The organism is Actinomadura viridis, assembly GCF_015751755.1.
GTDB lineage: Bacteria > Actinomycetota > Actinomycetes > Streptosporangiales > Streptosporangiaceae > Spirillospora > Spirillospora viridis.
In genome coordinates, this window is record NZ_JADOUA010000001.1 from 2,527,555 (window position 1) to 2,543,518 (window position 15,964).

14 protein-coding genes and 1 tRNA gene are annotated in these 15,964 nt (G+C 74.1%); 5 read left to right on the forward strand and 10 right to left on the reverse strand.

All coding sequences use genetic code 11. From position 1 onward, the window contains the following. Positions 1–31: 31 nt before the first annotated feature. Both IW256_RS11275 and IW256_RS11280 read right to left on the reverse strand, forming a co-directional pair. Positions 32–1,576, reverse strand: coding sequence for an MFS transporter (locus IW256_RS11275; protein WP_307828842.1), 1,545 nt, complete (start codon positions 1,574–1,576; stop codon positions 32–34). Continuing rightward, a complete protein-coding gene (locus IW256_RS11280) occupies positions 1,573–2,313 on the reverse strand; it encodes an LppX_LprAFG lipoprotein (protein ID WP_231403746.1) in 741 nt (246 codons plus the stop codon). The genes IW256_RS11275 and IW256_RS11280 overlap by 4 nt, the downstream gene beginning before the upstream one ends. Before the next feature lie 167 nt (positions 2,314–2,480). On the opposite strand from IW256_RS11280, the gene IW256_RS11285 reads away from it, so the two are divergent. Then, a tRNA-Ile gene (locus IW256_RS11285) sits at positions 2,481–2,554 on the forward strand. Positions 2,555–2,615: 61 nt separating this feature from the next. On the opposite strand, the gene IW256_RS11290 is transcribed toward IW256_RS11285, so the two are convergent. Continuing rightward, positions 2,616–3,380, reverse strand: a complete 765-nt coding sequence (locus IW256_RS11290; protein WP_197010907.1) for an enoyl-CoA hydratase-related protein — start codon at positions 3,378–3,380, stop codon at positions 2,616–2,618. A gap of 147 nt (positions 3,381–3,527) precedes the next feature. Here IW256_RS11290 and IW256_RS11295 point away from each other — a divergent pair, with 147 nt between their 5' ends. Then, the gene (locus IW256_RS11295) at positions 3,528–3,914 is read left to right on the forward strand and encodes a DUF7715 family protein (RefSeq protein ID WP_197010908.1); all 387 of its coding nucleotides are present in this window, start codon (positions 3,528–3,530) and stop codon (positions 3,912–3,914) included. A 48-nt stretch (positions 3,915–3,962) separates the two neighbouring features. Then, positions 3,963–4,259: an MTH1187 family thiamine-binding protein gene (locus IW256_RS11300; RefSeq protein ID WP_197010909.1), complete on the forward strand. Its 297-nt coding sequence runs from the start codon at positions 3,963–3,965 to the stop codon at positions 4,257–4,259. A 15-nt stretch (positions 4,260–4,274) separates the two neighbouring features. Here the strand turns inward: IW256_RS11300 and IW256_RS11305 are convergent, their stop codons facing one another. Further along, positions 4,275–4,658 (reverse strand): STAS domain-containing protein, encoded by a 384-nt coding sequence (locus tag IW256_RS11305; protein ID WP_197010910.1) that lies wholly within the window; start codon positions 4,656–4,658, stop codon positions 4,275–4,277. Between the two features lie 174 nt (positions 4,659–4,832). Here IW256_RS11305 and IW256_RS11310 point away from each other — a divergent pair, with 174 nt between their 5' ends. Together IW256_RS11310 and IW256_RS42700 are read left to right on the forward strand one after the other, a co-directional pair. Then, positions 4,833–6,182 (forward strand): HD-GYP domain-containing protein, encoded by a 1,350-nt coding sequence (locus IW256_RS11310; protein WP_197010911.1) that lies wholly within the window; start codon positions 4,833–4,835, stop codon positions 6,180–6,182. 88 nt (positions 6,183–6,270) lie between these two features. After that, complete coding sequence (locus tag IW256_RS42700) at positions 6,271–7,404, forward strand: PucR family transcriptional regulator (RefSeq protein ID WP_197010912.1); 1,134 nt, start codon at positions 6,271–6,273, stop codon at positions 7,402–7,404. A 188-nt stretch (positions 7,405–7,592) separates the two neighbouring features. Here IW256_RS42700 and IW256_RS11320 read toward each other — a convergent pair whose 3' ends face one another. The 6 genes from IW256_RS11320 to IW256_RS11345 all read right to left on the reverse strand — a co-directional run bounded on the left by IW256_RS11320 (position 7,593) and on the right by IW256_RS11345 (position 15,892). Next, positions 7,593–9,596 carry a hypothetical protein gene (locus IW256_RS11320; RefSeq protein ID WP_197010913.1) on the reverse strand — a complete coding sequence of 668 codons (2,004 nt, stop codon included), beginning with the start codon at positions 9,594–9,596 and terminating at the stop codon, positions 7,593–7,595. 100 nt (positions 9,597–9,696) lie between these two features. Continuing rightward, on the reverse strand, positions 9,697–11,016 hold the full coding sequence (locus tag IW256_RS11325) for an adenylosuccinate synthetase (RefSeq protein ID WP_197010914.1): 1,320 nt from the start codon (positions 11,014–11,016) through the stop codon (positions 9,697–9,699). Continuing rightward, on the reverse strand, positions 11,013–11,981 hold the full coding sequence (locus IW256_RS11330; protein ID WP_197010915.1) for a hypothetical protein: 969 nt from the start codon (positions 11,979–11,981) through the stop codon (positions 11,013–11,015). Before IW256_RS11330 ends, IW256_RS11325 begins: the two co-directional genes overlap by 4 nt. A gap of 23 nt (positions 11,982–12,004) precedes the next feature. Continuing rightward, positions 12,005–13,048 (reverse strand): protein kinase family protein, encoded by a 1,044-nt coding sequence (locus IW256_RS11335; RefSeq protein WP_197010916.1) that lies wholly within the window; start codon positions 13,046–13,048, stop codon positions 12,005–12,007. Then, a complete protein-coding gene (locus IW256_RS11340) occupies positions 13,045–13,863 on the reverse strand; it encodes an NUDIX hydrolase (protein ID WP_197010917.1) in 819 nt (272 codons plus the stop codon). The genes IW256_RS11335 and IW256_RS11340 overlap by 4 nt, the downstream gene beginning before the upstream one ends. Before the next feature lie 136 nt (positions 13,864–13,999). Further along, a complete protein-coding gene (locus IW256_RS11345) occupies positions 14,000–15,892 on the reverse strand; it encodes an APC family permease (RefSeq protein ID WP_269217923.1) in 1,893 nt (630 codons plus the stop codon). Positions 15,893–15,964: the final 72 nt, after the last annotated feature.

A 15,964-nucleotide genomic window follows, 5' to 3' on the forward strand; every position in this document is an offset into this window, starting at 1 on the left:
GGCGCCCCGTCCAATCGGAATCCAGTGGTGATCATGCCCTCTCCGGGGCGGGCACGGCCGCGGGGCCGTCCTCGGCGCGGCCGGGATCCCCGCCGCGGACCCGGGTGGCGAGCGCGAGCACCGCGCCCACCGCGCACAGCCCGGCGGTGATCAGGAAGATCTCCCGGTACTCGGCGCGCAGCGCGTCCTGCACGGCGGCGTTGTAGTCCGCCAGCCGCCGCGCGAACTCCTCGGCCGGCATCATGAGCGGCAGCGGCGGACGCAGATCGGCCGTCAGGTCGTGGAAACGGTGGAAGCCCCACGCCGACAGCGCCGAGATGCCCAGCAGCATCCCCATCATCCGGGCCACCACCGCCGCGGCCGACGCCACCCCGTGCCGGCCGGCCGGGACCGCCCGCAGCACCGCCGACGACACCGGGGCGATCACCAGGCCCAGGCCCAGCCCGGTCACCACCAGGTCGACGTCCATCCGGGGCAGCGGGCCGTAGGAGGCCCCCGCCAGGTCGGCGGGCCAGCCCGCGATCAGCAGGTAGCCCGCCGCCGAGAGCGCCATCCCGGCCGCCATCGGCCAGTGCTCGCCCAGCCGCCGGGTGAGGACCCCGCCCAGCACCGCGGCGACCGGCAGCGCCACCAGGAAACGGGTCAGCACCAGCGCGCCCTCGACCTCGTCCTTGCCCAGCACCGTCCGCGCCACCAGGACCACGTCCACCAGCGTCACCATCAGCGCCGCGCCGGACAGGAAGCTCACGCCCAGCGTCGCCAGCAGCGGCCCCCGCCGGACGCCCGACAGGTCCAGCAGCCTCGTGCGCGCCCTGACCTCCCAGAGCGCGAAGACCAGCAGGACCACGGCTCCGGCGGCCACCACCGGCACCCCCCACGGCGGCAGCGCCGACTCCTCCGGCTCGGGGTTGTAGAGGCCGCCGACCAGCAGCGCCAGCCCGGCCGCCAGCAGCAGCCCGCCCACCACGTCGACGCCCTGCCGCGGCGCCCCCGCCGCCGGGCGCCCCGGCGGAACGGACACGTGCACGGCGACCATGGCCAGCGCGGTCAGCGGCAGGTTGACCCAGAAGACCATCCGCCAGTCGCCCGCCAGCCAGACGACCCCGGCCCCGTACAGCGGCCCGAGCACGCTGCCCAGCTCCTGTGCCGCCCCCACCGCGCCCAGCACGACCGGCCGCCGCCGCTCCTCCCAGAGGTCACCCGCCAGCGCCATCGTCACCGGCAGCAGCGCGCCGCCCGCCACGCCCTGCACGACCCGGCCGGCGGTGAGCACCGGCACCCCGTCCGCCAGCGCGGTGACGGCCGACCCGGCGGCGAAGAACAGCAGGCACGCCTGCAGCAGCGCCCGGCGCCCGAACCGGTCCGACAGCTGGCCCAGCAGCGGCATCGCCGCCACGTACCCCAGCAGGAACCCGGTCAGGACGGGCGTCACCCGCTGCAGCCGGTTGACCGGGATGTCCAGGTCACGGACGACGTCCATCAGGATGGTGGTGACGACGTAGGCGTCCAGGGCGGCCAGCAGCACCACCGAGCCGCCGGCCCCGATCGCGACCCGGCGGCTCACGCCGGAGCTCACGCGGGGGCTTTGATCGTGTACGGCGCGTCGAACTCGGTGAAGGTGATGATCACCGAGCCGCGGTCGCCGCCCCCGGCGGCCGGCGGGACGTCGCCCCTGACCTTCAGCAGCCGGTGATCGGCGGTGCTCACCCAGACTTGCCCCTTCACGTCGGAGTCCACCCCCGGGATCAGCCCGCCGACCGCGGCCTTGGGCAGCGTCACGCCCACCCGGCGGGCCTCCTTGCCCCCGACCTTCTCGGTGGCCTCCGCCCGCGGCCCGGTGACCGTGGTCAGCAGCTTGCTGATGCCCCGCTCGGGATCGAGCACCGCCGACGGGTCGTACAGCGTCGCCGCCATCGCCCGGGGCACCTTCCGCCAGCCGCCGGTGACGGCCTTGATGTAGACGCTGTCACCGGACGCGACGATCTCCATCTCCACCCTCTGGCCGGACTGCTCGACGGTGACGGTGCCGTCGGCGTCGCCGCCGCGCAGCAGCTTCATCTCGCCGCCCCGGACCATGATCGGCGGCTTGCCCTCGGTCGTCATCGTGAACCCGATGCTCTTGAGGCCGGCCATCGCGGCCGAGGACCGCCGCAGGGTGTCGGCCGCGTCGAACGCCGGCCCGGCACCGCCACCCCCGCCGCCACCGCCGTCCCCGCCCGAGCAGGCGGTCATCACCGTGGCCGCCATCGTCCCCGCCAGGAGGGCGCGCAGAACACCGGTCAGCGGTACACGTCGAGCGAGGAGTCTGGGCATAGCCGGGACCCTACCCACCGGTCACCACGGCCGTCACTCGGTACGGAGGATGACTTCGGGGTCCCCCGCGAGGGCGACCCCGCCGTTCCCTGTGGCCCGCGGGCGAGCCCCGCCGCTAGGATGAGTCCGGCGTGCCGGGACCGCTCGGGATCACCGGCCGCACGCGCGGGGCGGTAGCTCAGCCGGTTAGAGCAGGAGACTCATAATCTTTTGGCCGCGGGTTCGAGTCCCGCCCGCCCTACCGCACGGCACGACGCCCGAGCCCCGGCTCCCGGCCGGGGCTCGCGGCGTCGCGGCGGCCGTCAGGCCGGCCAGGCCGGAGGGCGCTTCTCCAGGAAGGCGTTCATCCCCTCCTGCGCCTCGGGCGTCTGGCTGGACGCGGCCATCACCTCGATGGCGTAGGTGTAGGCGTCCTGTTCCGGACGGTCGAACTGGGCGTACAGCCCCTGCTTGCCGAGGGCCTTGCTCCGGGCGCTGCCCCGCGTGGCGCGGCGCAGCAGCTCCGCCGTCGCCTTCTCCAGCTCGCCGTCCGGGACCGCGTAGTTGATCAGCCCCCACTCGCAGGCCGTGCGCGCGTCGACGATGTCACCGGTGAGGGCCATCTCCATCGCCCGCTTGCGGCCGACCGCGCGGGAGATCGGCACCATCGGGGTGTGGCAGAACCAGCCGCCCTTGCCGCCCGGGGCGGCGAAGCCCGCGCTCTCCGCGGCGACCGCCAGGTCGCAGCTCGCGACCAGCTGGCACCCGGCCGCGGTGGCCAGGGCGTGGACGCGCGCCACCACCACCTGGGGGACGGACTGGATCGTCCGCATGAGCTCGGCGCAGGTCTGCAGGAGACCGCGCACGTCGGCGTGGGAGGCCCCGGCCATGTCGGCGAAGTCGTGGCCCGCGGAGAAGACCGGTCCGTTCGCCGCGAGGATGATGCCTCGCGCGTCCGTCGCCCCCTCCCTCCTGAACGTCTCGGTCAGGGCGAGGAGGAAGTCACGGGAGAGCGCGTTCCGCCGCTCCGGGCGGTTCAGGGTGATCGTGGTGAAGGCGCCGTCGTGCCGGACGAGGACATCGCTCATGCCATCGACGCTACGACAACTCCCCGGCTCCCGCACGGGCAGGCACATCTGCCCGGGCAGGGAGTTTGGCCACGGGCGCCCGCGCGTGTTGTCGGACCCGCGTCGTACGGTAGGCATGGTCACGGACGCGCCGAGGGGGGTACGGCCTTGAAGCTGCTCACCGCCACGAACGTCACTCAGGGATTCCGCGACAACGACTTCGCGTGGTGCGTCGAGGGCGAGCTCGTCCATATCGGCGTGGTGTGCCCGCGCGACGAGGGCGACCCCGACGGAGGGTGCGGCTGCGGGCGCTCGTTCGCCGGGCTGAACTCGCACCGGGCGACCACGACGGCGATGGTCCGGGAGATCCCCGGGTTCTCCGACGCCGACTACGTCCTGGCGATCCGGTCGAGCCTGGAGCAGCAGGGCTGCGACCCCACGTTCGCCGAGCACGAGGCCGCCCTGCTGCGCTGCCTGGTCCGCGACTGGCCGGAGGGGGTGATCGTCGAGCGCCGGCTCGATGAGATCGTGGTGCGGCAGGTCGTCCAGCCGTGACCTCCCTTCCCCGCCGGGGAGGGAACGAGTGAAGAAGAGGTGTGCGCTGTGCTCGTCGCGTTCTCGGTGACCCCGCTCGGCACCGGTGAGGATGTCGGAGAGGCCGTCGCGGAGGCGGTACGGGTGGTGCGGGCCAGCGGGCTGCCCAACCGTACCGACGCCATGTTCACCACCATCGAGGGGGAGTGGGACGAGGTGATGGCCGTGGTGAAGGCCGCCACCGAGGCGGTGGCCGCGCGCGCACCGCGGGTCGGCCTGGTCCTCAAGGCCGATCTGCGTCCCGGGGTCACCGGCGCCCTGGACGCCAAGGTCGAGAGCGTCGAACGGTACCTCTCCGAGGGCTGAGGCCGCCCGCCGGGGTCAGGGGCCGAGCCAGTCGGCGATCTCCTCGTCGGTGCGCGGGAGCAGGCAGCACAGGGCCTCCCGCGCCGTGGAGCACAGCGGGACCACCTCGTGCATGCGCAGGATGCGGAACATCTTCTCCGGGAACGGTCGCGCCCCGACCAGGGCCACCCCCGTCCCGCGCTCCAGGCCGCGGCGGGCCGTCACCGCCACCGTCCGCAGCCCCTCGGCGTCGAAGAACGAGACCCCCGCCACGTCCAGCACGAGGGGGCGTTCCGAGACCAGGTCGAGCAGGTGGCCACGGACGGAGGGGGCGGAGAGCAGGTCCATCTCACCCGCCAGGAGCACATGGGCGTGGCGTTCGCCCTCCACGACGACCATGTCGACGGCGGTGTCCTTCATGGCGTCAAGTGAAGCAGGACTTCACGCCTTCGTCACCGCCTCCCGGTGACCGCCTCGCCGTCGCTTGACGGGAGGAGGGGATTTCGATGCTCTCAGTGATGAAACGCTCACCTAGCGCTCATGTTTCGGTTAGGGTTTCCGGCACGTCGACTCCTGGACTCCTGGAGGGGCCGCATGCCCGGACTCCCGCTGGCCGCCTGGGCGTACGTGTGCGGAGTGGTCGCCCTGGCGGCCGGGCTCGTCGCCACCGCCTCCTACGAGGGGCTGGACTGGACGACGCTCATCGTCCTGGCGCTGCTGTTCCTGGTCTGCGACTCGGCGCCGGCCCAGCTCAACGTGGAGCACGCCCGCGTGTCGCTGAGCTTCGCGGCGAGCCTGGCGTCGGTGGTCCTGCTCGGGCCGGAGGGGGCGGCGCTGCTGGGGGCGTGCGCCATCGTCACCGGCCAGCGCTCCATCCCGCCGGTCAAGCGGATGTTCAACGGCGCCCAGTTCGCGCTCGGGGGGCACGCCGCGGGGGTGGTCTTCGAGCTGCTGAACGGCGACCGCATCACCCTCGACCAGGCCCGGGGCGTCGAGCATCTGCTCGGCCCCTTCCTCGGGGCGCTGGTGACGTTCGTGCTGGTGAACCTGCTGCTGGTGGCGGGGATCCTGCTGCTGAGCAGGCAGGCGGTGCCGCGGGAGCTGCTGAGCGCGAGCGGTCAGCTGGCGTTCGGGTGCCTGGGGTACGGGATGTTCGGGCTGCTGATCGCGGGGCTGTGGTCGCGGGAGGGCGTGGGGCCGTTCGCGGCGGTTCTGGTGTTGTTGCCGTTGTTCATCGCGCGGTGGGCGTTGGAGCAGACGCGGGCGCAGCAGCAGGCGCATGCGGCGACGTTGGCGGCGTTGTGTCAGGCGGTGGAGACCAAGGACTATTACACGCGGGGTCATTCGGAGCGGGTGTCGCGGGGGTCGGTGATGATCGCGCGGGAGATCGGGATGCGGGCGGATCGGGTGGAGGCGATCCGTTATGCGGGGATGTTGCATGACGTGGGGAAGCTGGGGGTGCCCACGAAGGTGTTGCAGAAGGCGGGGTCGTTGACGGAGGAGGAGTTCGCGGCGATCCAGTTGCATCCGATGCGGGGTCTGGAGATCGTGCGGGAGATCGGGTTCCTGGACGAGGCGCTGGCGGGGATCATGCATCACCATGAGCGGATGAACGGCGAGGGGTATCCGATGGGGCTGGCGGGTGATGAGATCCCGGAGTTCGCGCGGGTGATCTCGGTGGCGGACGCGTTCGACTCGATGACCTCGACGCGTTCCTACCGTCCGGCCCGTACGGTCGAGGAGGCCGTCGAAGAGCTGCGCAAGTGCTCGGGCCGCCATTTCGACGCCGCCATGGTGGAGGCGTTCCTGCGCGCCCTCGACGCCCAGGGCTGGGAGCTTCCCGGGCCCGTCCCGGTCCCGGGCGAGGGCGCGGAGGTGGCGTGCCAGGATCACGACGACCCCACCGCGCCCCTCGAAGTACGGGAATCGCGCCCGAACACCTAGCCCTTCCGCCGCGGCCCCTGTACCGGACGAGAAGATCTTCGTAGCCTGTCAGTCCCCCGATGACAGAACCGTGTTCTGGAGGCTTCCGGTGGACAGGTCCACGGCGGTGGCCGCGACCGTCGCGTCACTGCAGCACGAGGCGGAGGCGGTGGTCGACGTGGTCGTCGACCGCATCGTCGAGGAGATCCCGTCGTACGCCGCGGTGCCGCGGGAGCGCCTGCGCCCCGGGGTGGCGGCCAGCGTGCACGACGGCATCGGGTTCCTCTTCGACGAGGACCGCGCGGGGGACGACGCGTCCATGGTCGCCGCGGAGGCGGCGGCGGTCGGGGCCGACCGGGCCGGACGCGGGATCCCCGTGGAGGACGTGCTGCACGCCTACCGGATCGGGGTCCGCACGGTGTGGGAGTGCTTCGCCGCCGAGGCCAAGCGCAACGCCGCCGACCCCGGCGAGATCCTGGCCCTGGCCGAACGCGTGTGGGAATGGGCCGACGGCGTGATGGTACGGGCCGCGCGCGAGCATCGCCGGGTCGACCTGGAGGCCGCCCTGGACGCGCAGCAGCGGCGCGGCGCTTTCATCCGGGCGCTCCTGTCGGGCACGCTCGACCGGGCGGGGCTCCACCTGCAGGCGGCGGCGTTCGGGCTCGATCCCGACCGCGAGTACGTGCCGTTCCGCGCCCGGGGCGGCGCCGGCGCCCGTTCCGTGGTGGCGGCGCTGGTGCCCTACTTCCCGCACACCTCCCCGCCGGTGACGCTGCTCGACGGCGACGTCGCGGGGCTCCTCGCGCGCCGCCCCCGCCCCAGGCTGCGCGGCGACGTGGTGGTGGGGGTCGGCCCCTCGACCCGGCCCGCGGAGGCCGTCGGGGCGTTCGCCCGTGCCACGCGCGCCCTGGACACCGCGGCCCGGTTCGGCATGAACGGGGTGTACGACCTGGCCGATCTGGGGCTGCACCCGGCGGTCGCGGCCGAGAACGAGATCGGGACGATCCTGTACGAGCGCTACCTGGCGCCCGTCCGGGACCTGCCCGACATCGAGCGCACGGTCGTCACCTACCTCAAGGGCGGCATGCACGTGGAGGACGCCGCGCGCACGCTGTTCGTCCACCCCAACACCCTGCGGAACCGGCTGCGCCGTTTCGAGGAGCTGACCGGCGCGGACCTGCGCGACCACAGCACCCTCGCCGAGCTCTGGTGGGCACTGGCCCACCAGAGGCTCGTCGAGTAGGCGCTGTTTTCTAGTCCCGGCCCACGGCGCTCGCCCGGCGGCTCGCGCCTGACCGGGCCCGTGCGAGCGCGGCATCGCTTCGCGATCCGCCCGGTGAGGCTCGCCTCCGGCATCGCCCCACCGGGCAGCCAACGCGCTCGCGCGGTGGCCGAGGCCCTTCGGGACAGGGGCCCAGGCGCCGCGGCCGGTCAGGACCCGGGGGTGATGGTGCAGGGCGCGCCGGCGCAGACGTCGATGACCTTCCCCGTCGTCAGGAAGGCCGCCTTCTGGCGCCGCGCCTCGGGCGCGTTCCGGGGATCCGAGTGCGGGTCGCGGCCCTCGGTCGGCGGCGTGTTGGTCAGGGGAGGCACGGGCGAGCCGCTGTCCCAGACGACCATCGCCGAGCCGTTGTACGGGTACGAACCGATGCCCGGGATGCCCCAGTACGGCACCTTGTCCGGGAGGCGGCCGGGCCGTACCGCGGGCGTGTGGAGGCGTGCGCCGATCGTGCGGGCCTGCACCTCGGCGGCGACCGGGGCGACCTGGTGGTCCCCGAACGCGACGTGCATCAGCACCTTGTGCGACGGTGTCCCCGGCAGGGGGCTGCCGGTCATGTGCTGGGCGTACCCGTTGGCCTCACCGCGGTCCCAGAGCATCTGGATCAGCCCGAACGCGATCTGCTGGTCGAGCTTGTCGGGGTAGAAGGCGTTGAGGACCTGGCCGTAGGTGGGGTAGTCGGAGCTGCGGTTGAGCAGCGTGCTGTAGTTCATCCCTGGGACGCCGAGCACGGCCCGGCGGATGTCGGGGGAGACGGCGGTCAGGGCGCCGCCCATGATGCCGCCCTGGCTGTTGCCGTCGTAGGTCAGCCGCACGCCGGTGTCGATGAGCGGCGCGCCGCCGGCGTTCTGGAACGCCTCGTGTCCGGTGAAGCCGCGCGTCATGGCCCGGCCGAGGAAGATGAAACCGAGCATGCCCTGCTGGAGCCGGTCCGCGACGGTCTGGAACCGGGTCAGGTCGGCCAGCGCGGTGACGACGTTGGGCACGTCCTCGCTGGCCATGCCGATCCACTTGGTCGCGCAGAAGGCGAAGCCGTGCTCGGCGGCCATCGCCTTGACGTTGCCCGCCCCCACCTCGCCCTCGCCGCCGAGCAGGCCGTGCCCGTACAGCGCCGGGCGCGCCGGCCTGTCGAACGCCGAACGCGGGATCTCGCACTGGAACGGGACGGCCTGGGTGTTGCCGGGCAGGCGCGCGGGGCGCCCGTCGCGGCCGTAGTGGAACTGCGAGCCGGGCGGGCCGCCGGGCAGGTTCAGGTAGCTGGGCGCGAAGACCAGGCCCTTGACCTCCCGGCCGATCCTCTCGTCGACGTCGTCGGTCACCTGGGTCACCACGAACTTCGGGGACGAGCGGCCGAGACGGGCCAGCGCGTCGTCGCGGATGTGCAGCATCCGCCCGGCCAGGCTCTGCCGGCTGGCGACGGTGAAGTCCCAGGCCAGGTGCAGCCCGTCCCGGCCCACGCCGTGCCGGGCCAGGTCGGCGAGCACCGCGCGGCCGGCGCGCTGCCGCTCGCGCAGCGGGTCGCCGGGCGGCAGCTCGGGCCCGAGGACCTTCGCGAACGTCGGGTTCGGGGGGATCGGGTCGCCCGCCGCGTCCCGCAGGCCGCGCAGCGCGACCACGTACCGGTGGCCCTCGCGGAAGTTGCGGGCCGGGCGGACGATCAGGGCCCGCCGTTCGGGCCGGTCGGCGGCGGCGTCCAGCTCCGCCCAGTACGGCCAGCGTTCGCCGGTGGCGGTTTCGATGATGGCGATCGGCGCGTCCGGGCGCAGCGAGGCGCCGATGTCGGTGATCGGCGCGGCGCCGGTGCGGGCCAGGTCGAGTCCCGGGACGTGGGTGAGCAGCATCGAGCCGGGGGAGAAGCCGTCGGCGCGGTTCCACTCGTCCGGGCGGATCGGCACGCCGAGGGAGTTGCGCAGGGTGGTCCGCATGGCGACGCGGCGCCCGGTCGGGGTGGAGGCGTCCCGCACCGTGTACCAGTCGCTGGGGAACGGCAGCAGGCACGCGGCCGGGTCGACCGGGTCGCAGCCGTCGCCGGTGGCGGGCGAGGCGGCGGGGGCGGGCGCGGCGGACGCGGGCGGGACGGCGACGGCGCCCGGGGAGACGGCCGCCGTGACGAACGCGACGGCCACCGCGGCCGCGCGCAGGACTCGGGCACGCAAGGCTGACCTCCGTGGGGGTGGGCTCGGAAGCTCGGGTGCTCGGAAGCTCGGGTGCTTGGGGGTGAGTCTGTGGCGATCAGACCGCACCCGGCCGGAACGGTCAATCGCCGTTCGCACAGCGGGCGGGCGAGGGCCTTGTGCGATCACACCGTGCCGCCCGCGCGGCGCGCTTGTCCGCCGCGGTGGGCCCGTACGAACGGAGCGCCACGGGGACGCCGAGCATGTCCTCGATCACCGGCACCGGATCCGCGCCGAGCGGCGCGTAGACCGGGCGGGCGGTCAGGAGCCGCCGTGCCAGCGCCGCCCGGCCCTCCAGGTCGCCGCCCTCGTGCACGGGCAGGCGCTCCATGCCGTCGTAGGCCACGCACACCTTCAGGTCCCCGCGCGCCCGCGCCACGTCCAGGTGCGTCACGGCGAGGGCGTCGGCTCCCCCCGCGACCTCCAGCGCGTAGCGCAGGGCCACCGCGTCGAGATGGCCGACACGGAAGGACCCCTGCCACGGTCCGGTGCCGTTGTGCGGGTCGGGCAGGTCCGCGGTCAGGGCGGGGTCCTCGGTGACGAACGGCCCCGGCCCGTGCCTGGTCGCGTACGCGCGCAGCACGCCCAGGCGCACCGCGGGCCCGCCCGCGTCCCCCGCCTCGCGCAGCAGGGTCTCGGCGTTGGCGAACGTGGTGGTGGACCAGGTCGTGTACGGGTGGAAGCCGTGCCACTCGTCCAGCAGCACCCCCTGGGCGCCCTCGAACACGACCCGGCCGGTCCGCAGCAGCCGGTGAAGGTGGTCCCCGGGGACGACGCGGACCCGTTCGGCGAAGGCGGTGAAGGCGGCCACGCAGTCCTCCACCGGAGGCACCGCCTCCCCGGCCGTGGCCGCGGGGAACTCCTCCAGATACCGGTCGCGCACCGCGGTCAGGCGGCGGCGAAGCCGGGCGGGGGAGAGGCAGTCGCCCACGCGGGGCGCGTCGTCATGGGCCAGGGCGTACGCGGCGGTCTCGCCGATCCCCATGCCGCACGACCCGTGCCGGTCCGCGCCGCGGGCGCGCTCGCGCGCACGGTTGGCGGCCCGGTGGTACGGCGTCGTGAGCAGCGCGTCCCGGTCGGCGGTGAGGCGGTCCAGCGCGTCGCCGACCCCCAGGGCGCGCAGGTGGCCGGCCTCGGCCGCGAGGGCGAGGGGGTCGACCAGCATGAAGCGCGACAGGTGGGTCCGGACGCCCGGCGTGAACGTCCCGGACCCGAACTGCGCGAACGTGTGATGCCGCCCGTCCGGGGTCACGACGTTGTGCGCCGCCTGGGCGCCGCCGTTGAAGCGGACCACGGCGTGGACCGGCTCCGGCCCCCGCGCGCAGAGCCAGTCCACGACCGTGCCCTTGCCGGCGTCCCCGAAGCCGAGGTCGACGACGACGACCGGTGCCGCGGAGTTCACAGCCGGGTGGTCGCGGACGGGCCCGAGCCCAGGTCCGGCGGGCCGGCCGAGACCGCGAGGGAGGAACGCGAGGCGTCCAGGGGGGCGAGCGCGCGCGACACCGACGGGCCCGCGCCGGAGCCGAACTCGTCCAGGTGCTCCAGGCCCTCGTCGAGGTCGATGGCCTCCTCGGACAGCCCGATGGTCAGCGCGATCGTCTCGCAGACCGCGTCGAGATCGTCCAGGAAGAGGACGTGCTGGCCGAGCAGCCCCCGCCAGAAGTCCGCCAGCTTCCGGCTGCGCGCGTGGTAGGCCCCCTCGGGGATGATGAAGTACACCTCGTACTTGCGCTGGAGCTCGCGGACCAGCTCCTCGATGGGGACGTCGCCGCGCGGTTCGCCCCCGATCACCTTGGCGATCTCCCGGCGCTTGACCGCGGGATAGGCCAGCTCGTCGCCGATCATGAACAGGTAGCCCTTCCTGCCCCGCTTCTCGAGGCAGTCGATCGCGGTGTGCCGGGCCATGAAGTACATCGCCAGCTCGTAGGACTCGGTCATCTGGCCGCCGCCCCCGCCCTCCAGCAGGATCTTGCCGAGGTCGTCGTCCATGCGGTTGTCGGCCTCGAACTGGCCGACCTGCAGCGGGGCGCGGTCGCAGGTCGCGTCGCCGACCGCGCCGAACATGATGTGGGGGTGCTCCACGTACCCCTTGCGCAGCAGCAGCCCGAGCAGGTCGGGCAGCTTGGCCTGCAGGGTGCGCGGCACGGTGCGCATCGAGCCGGTGACGTCGAACAGCACCGCGATGGCCAGTGACTCGGGGTGGTCGTCGGAGTCGCGGCTCTCGCGCAGGACGACGCCGTGCGGGTCCAGGTCGGGGTGGGCCGTGGTGGCGCCGCCGTCGCTGTAGGCGAAGGCGCTGGCGCCGGTGGAGGCACGGTAGGAACGGGCGGCGTCGTAGACGTCGGTGGACCAGGTTCCGCTTCCCATGGGGGACTCCTTCTACTCGGGTTCTACTCGGGGGGACGGGTGGCGGGCATGGTGAACGGGCGGAAGCGGCGCGGGCCGTACAGGCGTTCCAGGAGCTCGTCGAACTCCTCCAGCAGCCGCCAGGCGTCCGCCGGGCGGTGCCGCCGCGCCGCCGCCAGGCAGCCCCTCGCGAACAGCCGCATCGGCTTGGGCGCCTTGCCGCCCATCAGGTGGGTCATGCAGCGGGTGGCCATGAAGACGTCGGTCTCGGCGCCCGCCCGTTCCCGTCCGGGCACCTCCGGCGGGTACCAATCGGCGTAGCGGTCGACCATCGCCGGGACGCGTCCGGTGGACGGCGCGAGGCGGCCCGGCACGGAGTAGCACCAGTCGATGAGGACCAGGCCGTGCTGCTCGGGGTGGACGAGGACGTGCTCGGGCAGGACGGCGCCGTGCAGCACCCCCGCGCGGTGCGCGAAGCCGAGCGCGACCAGCAGGCGCCGCCACATCCACGCGGCGTCGCGGGCATCCAGGCCGCCGGGGTGGGCGCGGCGCACCTCGGCCAGGGTGACGAAGCCCTCCAGCGGCTCGATCGCGTTCACCCGCCGCGTCGCCCCGGTGTCGGCGTCGCGGTGCCGGAACGACTCGATCAGCCGCGGCGCGTACGCCCGGAAGCGCGGGTCGCCGTCCTTGGCGAGCTGCCGCAGCGCGGTCGCCTCGCGCTCCAGGAGGTCCCCGTCCGCCGGGTCGCGCGGGATCTTGAGCACCGCGCCCGCGTCGGGCGGCCCGGTGCGGGCCCCGGCGTAGGCGGCGTCGTAGACGTCGGCCAGGTCGCCGGCCGCGCGCTTGCCGCGCAGCAGGTACTCGTGGCGGCGGGTGGTGATGGTGACGGGACCGGTCCGGTTGTAGCTGCGCCAGAGCGCGTTGAGGCGGGTGAAGTCGGGCCCGGTGCGCCCGCCGGTGGCGTCGGGGTGGAGCGCCCGGGCCAGCCGCCGGTAGGTCCGCTGCGCGCCTGCGCGGTCGGGGCCGAAGAGGTCGGAGGGGGTACGGGCGCGGTCGAGGCGGGCCAGCGCCTCGTCGAGCGCGGTCAACGGATCTCCTCCTCCCGGCTCGGCCGCAGCAGCGCGGGGTGGAGGAGGCGCGCGTCCCCGGCGCGGTAGAGCCGGGGGCGGGGGCCGCCCTTCCGTCCGGCCCGGTCGGAGGTGGTCCCGGTGCTCTCCACGAACCCGGGGACCGATAGGACCTTCCGGTGGAAGTTCCCCGCGTGCAGTTCCTCGTCCCAGACGGCCTCGTAGACGGCCCGCAGCTCGGGGATGGTGAACTCGGCCGCGCAGAAGGCCGTGGCCAGCGGGGTGTACTCGAGCTTGGCGCGCGCCCGTTCCAGGCCGTCGGCCAGGATGCGCGCGTGGTCGAAGGCGAGCCTGCGGGTGGTGCCCGGGGCCTGGACGCCCGCGCCGGTGAGCCCCAGCCGGCCGATCGGGACCCAGGCGGCGTCGGCGGCGTCCCCGCCCGCCTCCGGGTCGGGCAGCTCCGGCGCGAACGCCAGGTAGGCGACGGAGATGACGCGCATCCGCGGGTCCCGTCCGGGCGCCCCGTAGGTGCCGAGCTGTTCGAGGTGGACGCGGCCGAGGGCGCCGTCCTCCACATCGAGCCCGGTCTCCTCGGCCAGCTCCCGGACCGCCGCCTCGGGCAGGTCCTCGGCGCCGCGCACCCCGCGGACGAAACCGCCGGGCAGGGCCCACGCCCCCGCGAACGGGTGCCGGGCGCGACGCACCAGGAGGACGTGCAGCCCGCCGTCGCGGATGGTGAGCGCGACCACGTCGACCGTGACGGAGAGCGGGTCGTAGGCGCGGGGGTCGTACTCCGCCAGGAACTCGTCCTCGTCGCTCCGCGGGTCCCGGGTCATCGCGGTGGGCCTCCCTGTCCGGCCGTAGGTTCATCTCATAGTGAGATATTCTCTGAATGAGAATAACATACGGGACAGTGGGGCCGTCCGTCCAGTCCGTGAGGTGCCCGGGCGGGGGAGGCGGGCGGTCATGCCCTCAGCGGCGGTGCCGGCCGCCCTGGTGCGGGGGTTCGGGCGGCTGGGGCCGCCGGGGCCGGGCCGGGCGCCCGCCGTACGGAGGACCGCCCTGCCCGCCCTGACCGCCGGGCCCGCCCTGACCGCGGGGGCCGCCCTGATCGCCCTGACCGCCAGGACCGCCCTGACCGCGGGGGCCGCCGGGGCCGGCCGGAGCGCTCGGCCTGCCCTGGCCGCCCGGTGAGAAGGGCGGCCCGGGGGCGGGGCCGGGGTACCCCATGCGGCCGAGCTGCATGGGCGGGGCGGGGTGGCCGGGGGGACCGGGAAGGCCGGGAGGGCCGGGAGGGCCGGCGAGCCCGACCAGATCCGGGGGCGGCGCCGCCATCGGTGCGGCGACCGGGCGGCGCGGCGGCGGCCGGTCCAGCAGCCGGCGCATCTCGCTGCGCCGCCGCCCGTACACCAGGTAGATCATCAGCCCGGCCAGCATCCACACGGTGAAGTAGCCCCAGGTCTGGACCTTCAGGTTGAGCATCAGCCAGCCGGTCGCCAGCATCGTCGCGACCGCCGTCAGCGGTGCCGCCGGCATCCGGAACGGCCGGTGCAGGTCGGGCCGCTCGCGGCGCAGCGCCAGCACCGCCGCGGGGGCGAACAGGAACGCGAACAGCGTCCCGATCACCACCAGCTGCTCCAGGGTGAACACGTCGATCGTCTGCGACATCACCACGGCGGCGGTGCCCGCCACCAGCGTGGCGCGGGAGGGGACCTTGAAACGGCTCATCCCCGCGAGGCCGCGGGGCAGCAGCCCGTCCCGTCCCATCGAGTAGAGCACCCGGGTGAGGCTGATCAGCACCACCAGGATCACGGTGGTCAGCGCGATGACCGCCCCGACGTCGACGATCGCGCCCATCCGGCCGGCGCCGACGATGTTGAACGGCGTGGCCAGCACCACCCGCGCGGGATCGAGGCTGTCGTACGACACCATCCCGACCATGGTCACGGCCACGCAGACGTAGAGCACCACGGCGATCAGCAGGCTGGTGAGGATGCCGCGCGGGACCTTGCGCGGGGCGTCGTCGGTCTCCTCCGCGGCGGTGGAGATGAGGTCGAAGCCGATGTAGGCGAACGCGATCGCGGGGGCGGCGGCCAGGATCCCCCAGATCCCGAAGACCTGCGGGGACCCGCCGGTGACCGCGCCCATCAGGGCGTCCAGCACGCTCTGCCCGCCGCCCGCGTCGGCGGGACGCGCGGGCGGCACGAACGGGGTGAGGTTGGACGGCTCGAAGAACGTCAGCCCGACCCCGACGACGAGCCCGATCACCGCCAGCTTGGCCAGCACCATGAACCACAGGGTGCGCAGGCCGAGCCGGCTCCCGGTCGCCAGCAGGACGACGAGCAGGAGCAGGATGCCGAGGGCGAACAGGTCGAAGCCCTTGGGCTGCCCGATCATCCCCGCCAGCCAGCCGGGGACGGGGACGCTCAGGTCGGCCAGGGCCTGCGCGGCGTACAGCGACCAGGCCCGTGCCACCACCGAGGCGGCCAGCAGCAGTTCCAGCAGCAGCGCCCAGCCGACGACCCACGCCCAGACCTCGCCGAACGCGACGTAGGTGAAGGAGTAGCCGGACCCGGCCACCGGGATGACCGACGACAGCTCGGCGTAGGCGAGGGCGACCAGCAGGCAGACCGCCCCGGCGATGAGGAAGGACAGGATCACCGCCGGGCCGGCGGTGGACGCGGCCTGCACTCCGGAGATCTTGAAGATGCCGGCGCCGATCATGACGCCCAGGCCCAGCACGACCAGGTCGCGCGTCCGGTAGACCACGCGCAGGCGGTGCCGCCCGCCGTACTGGCGGCCGGTGGCCCGTTCGACCGGGAGCTTCCGGAACATGGTGTTGCGCATGCGGCCATCCGAGGTCATCGAAGTGCTCCACCACCTGCGCAAGCGCCGCCGATCGCGGGGCAGGGGTGTCGATGCACCTAACACTTCACC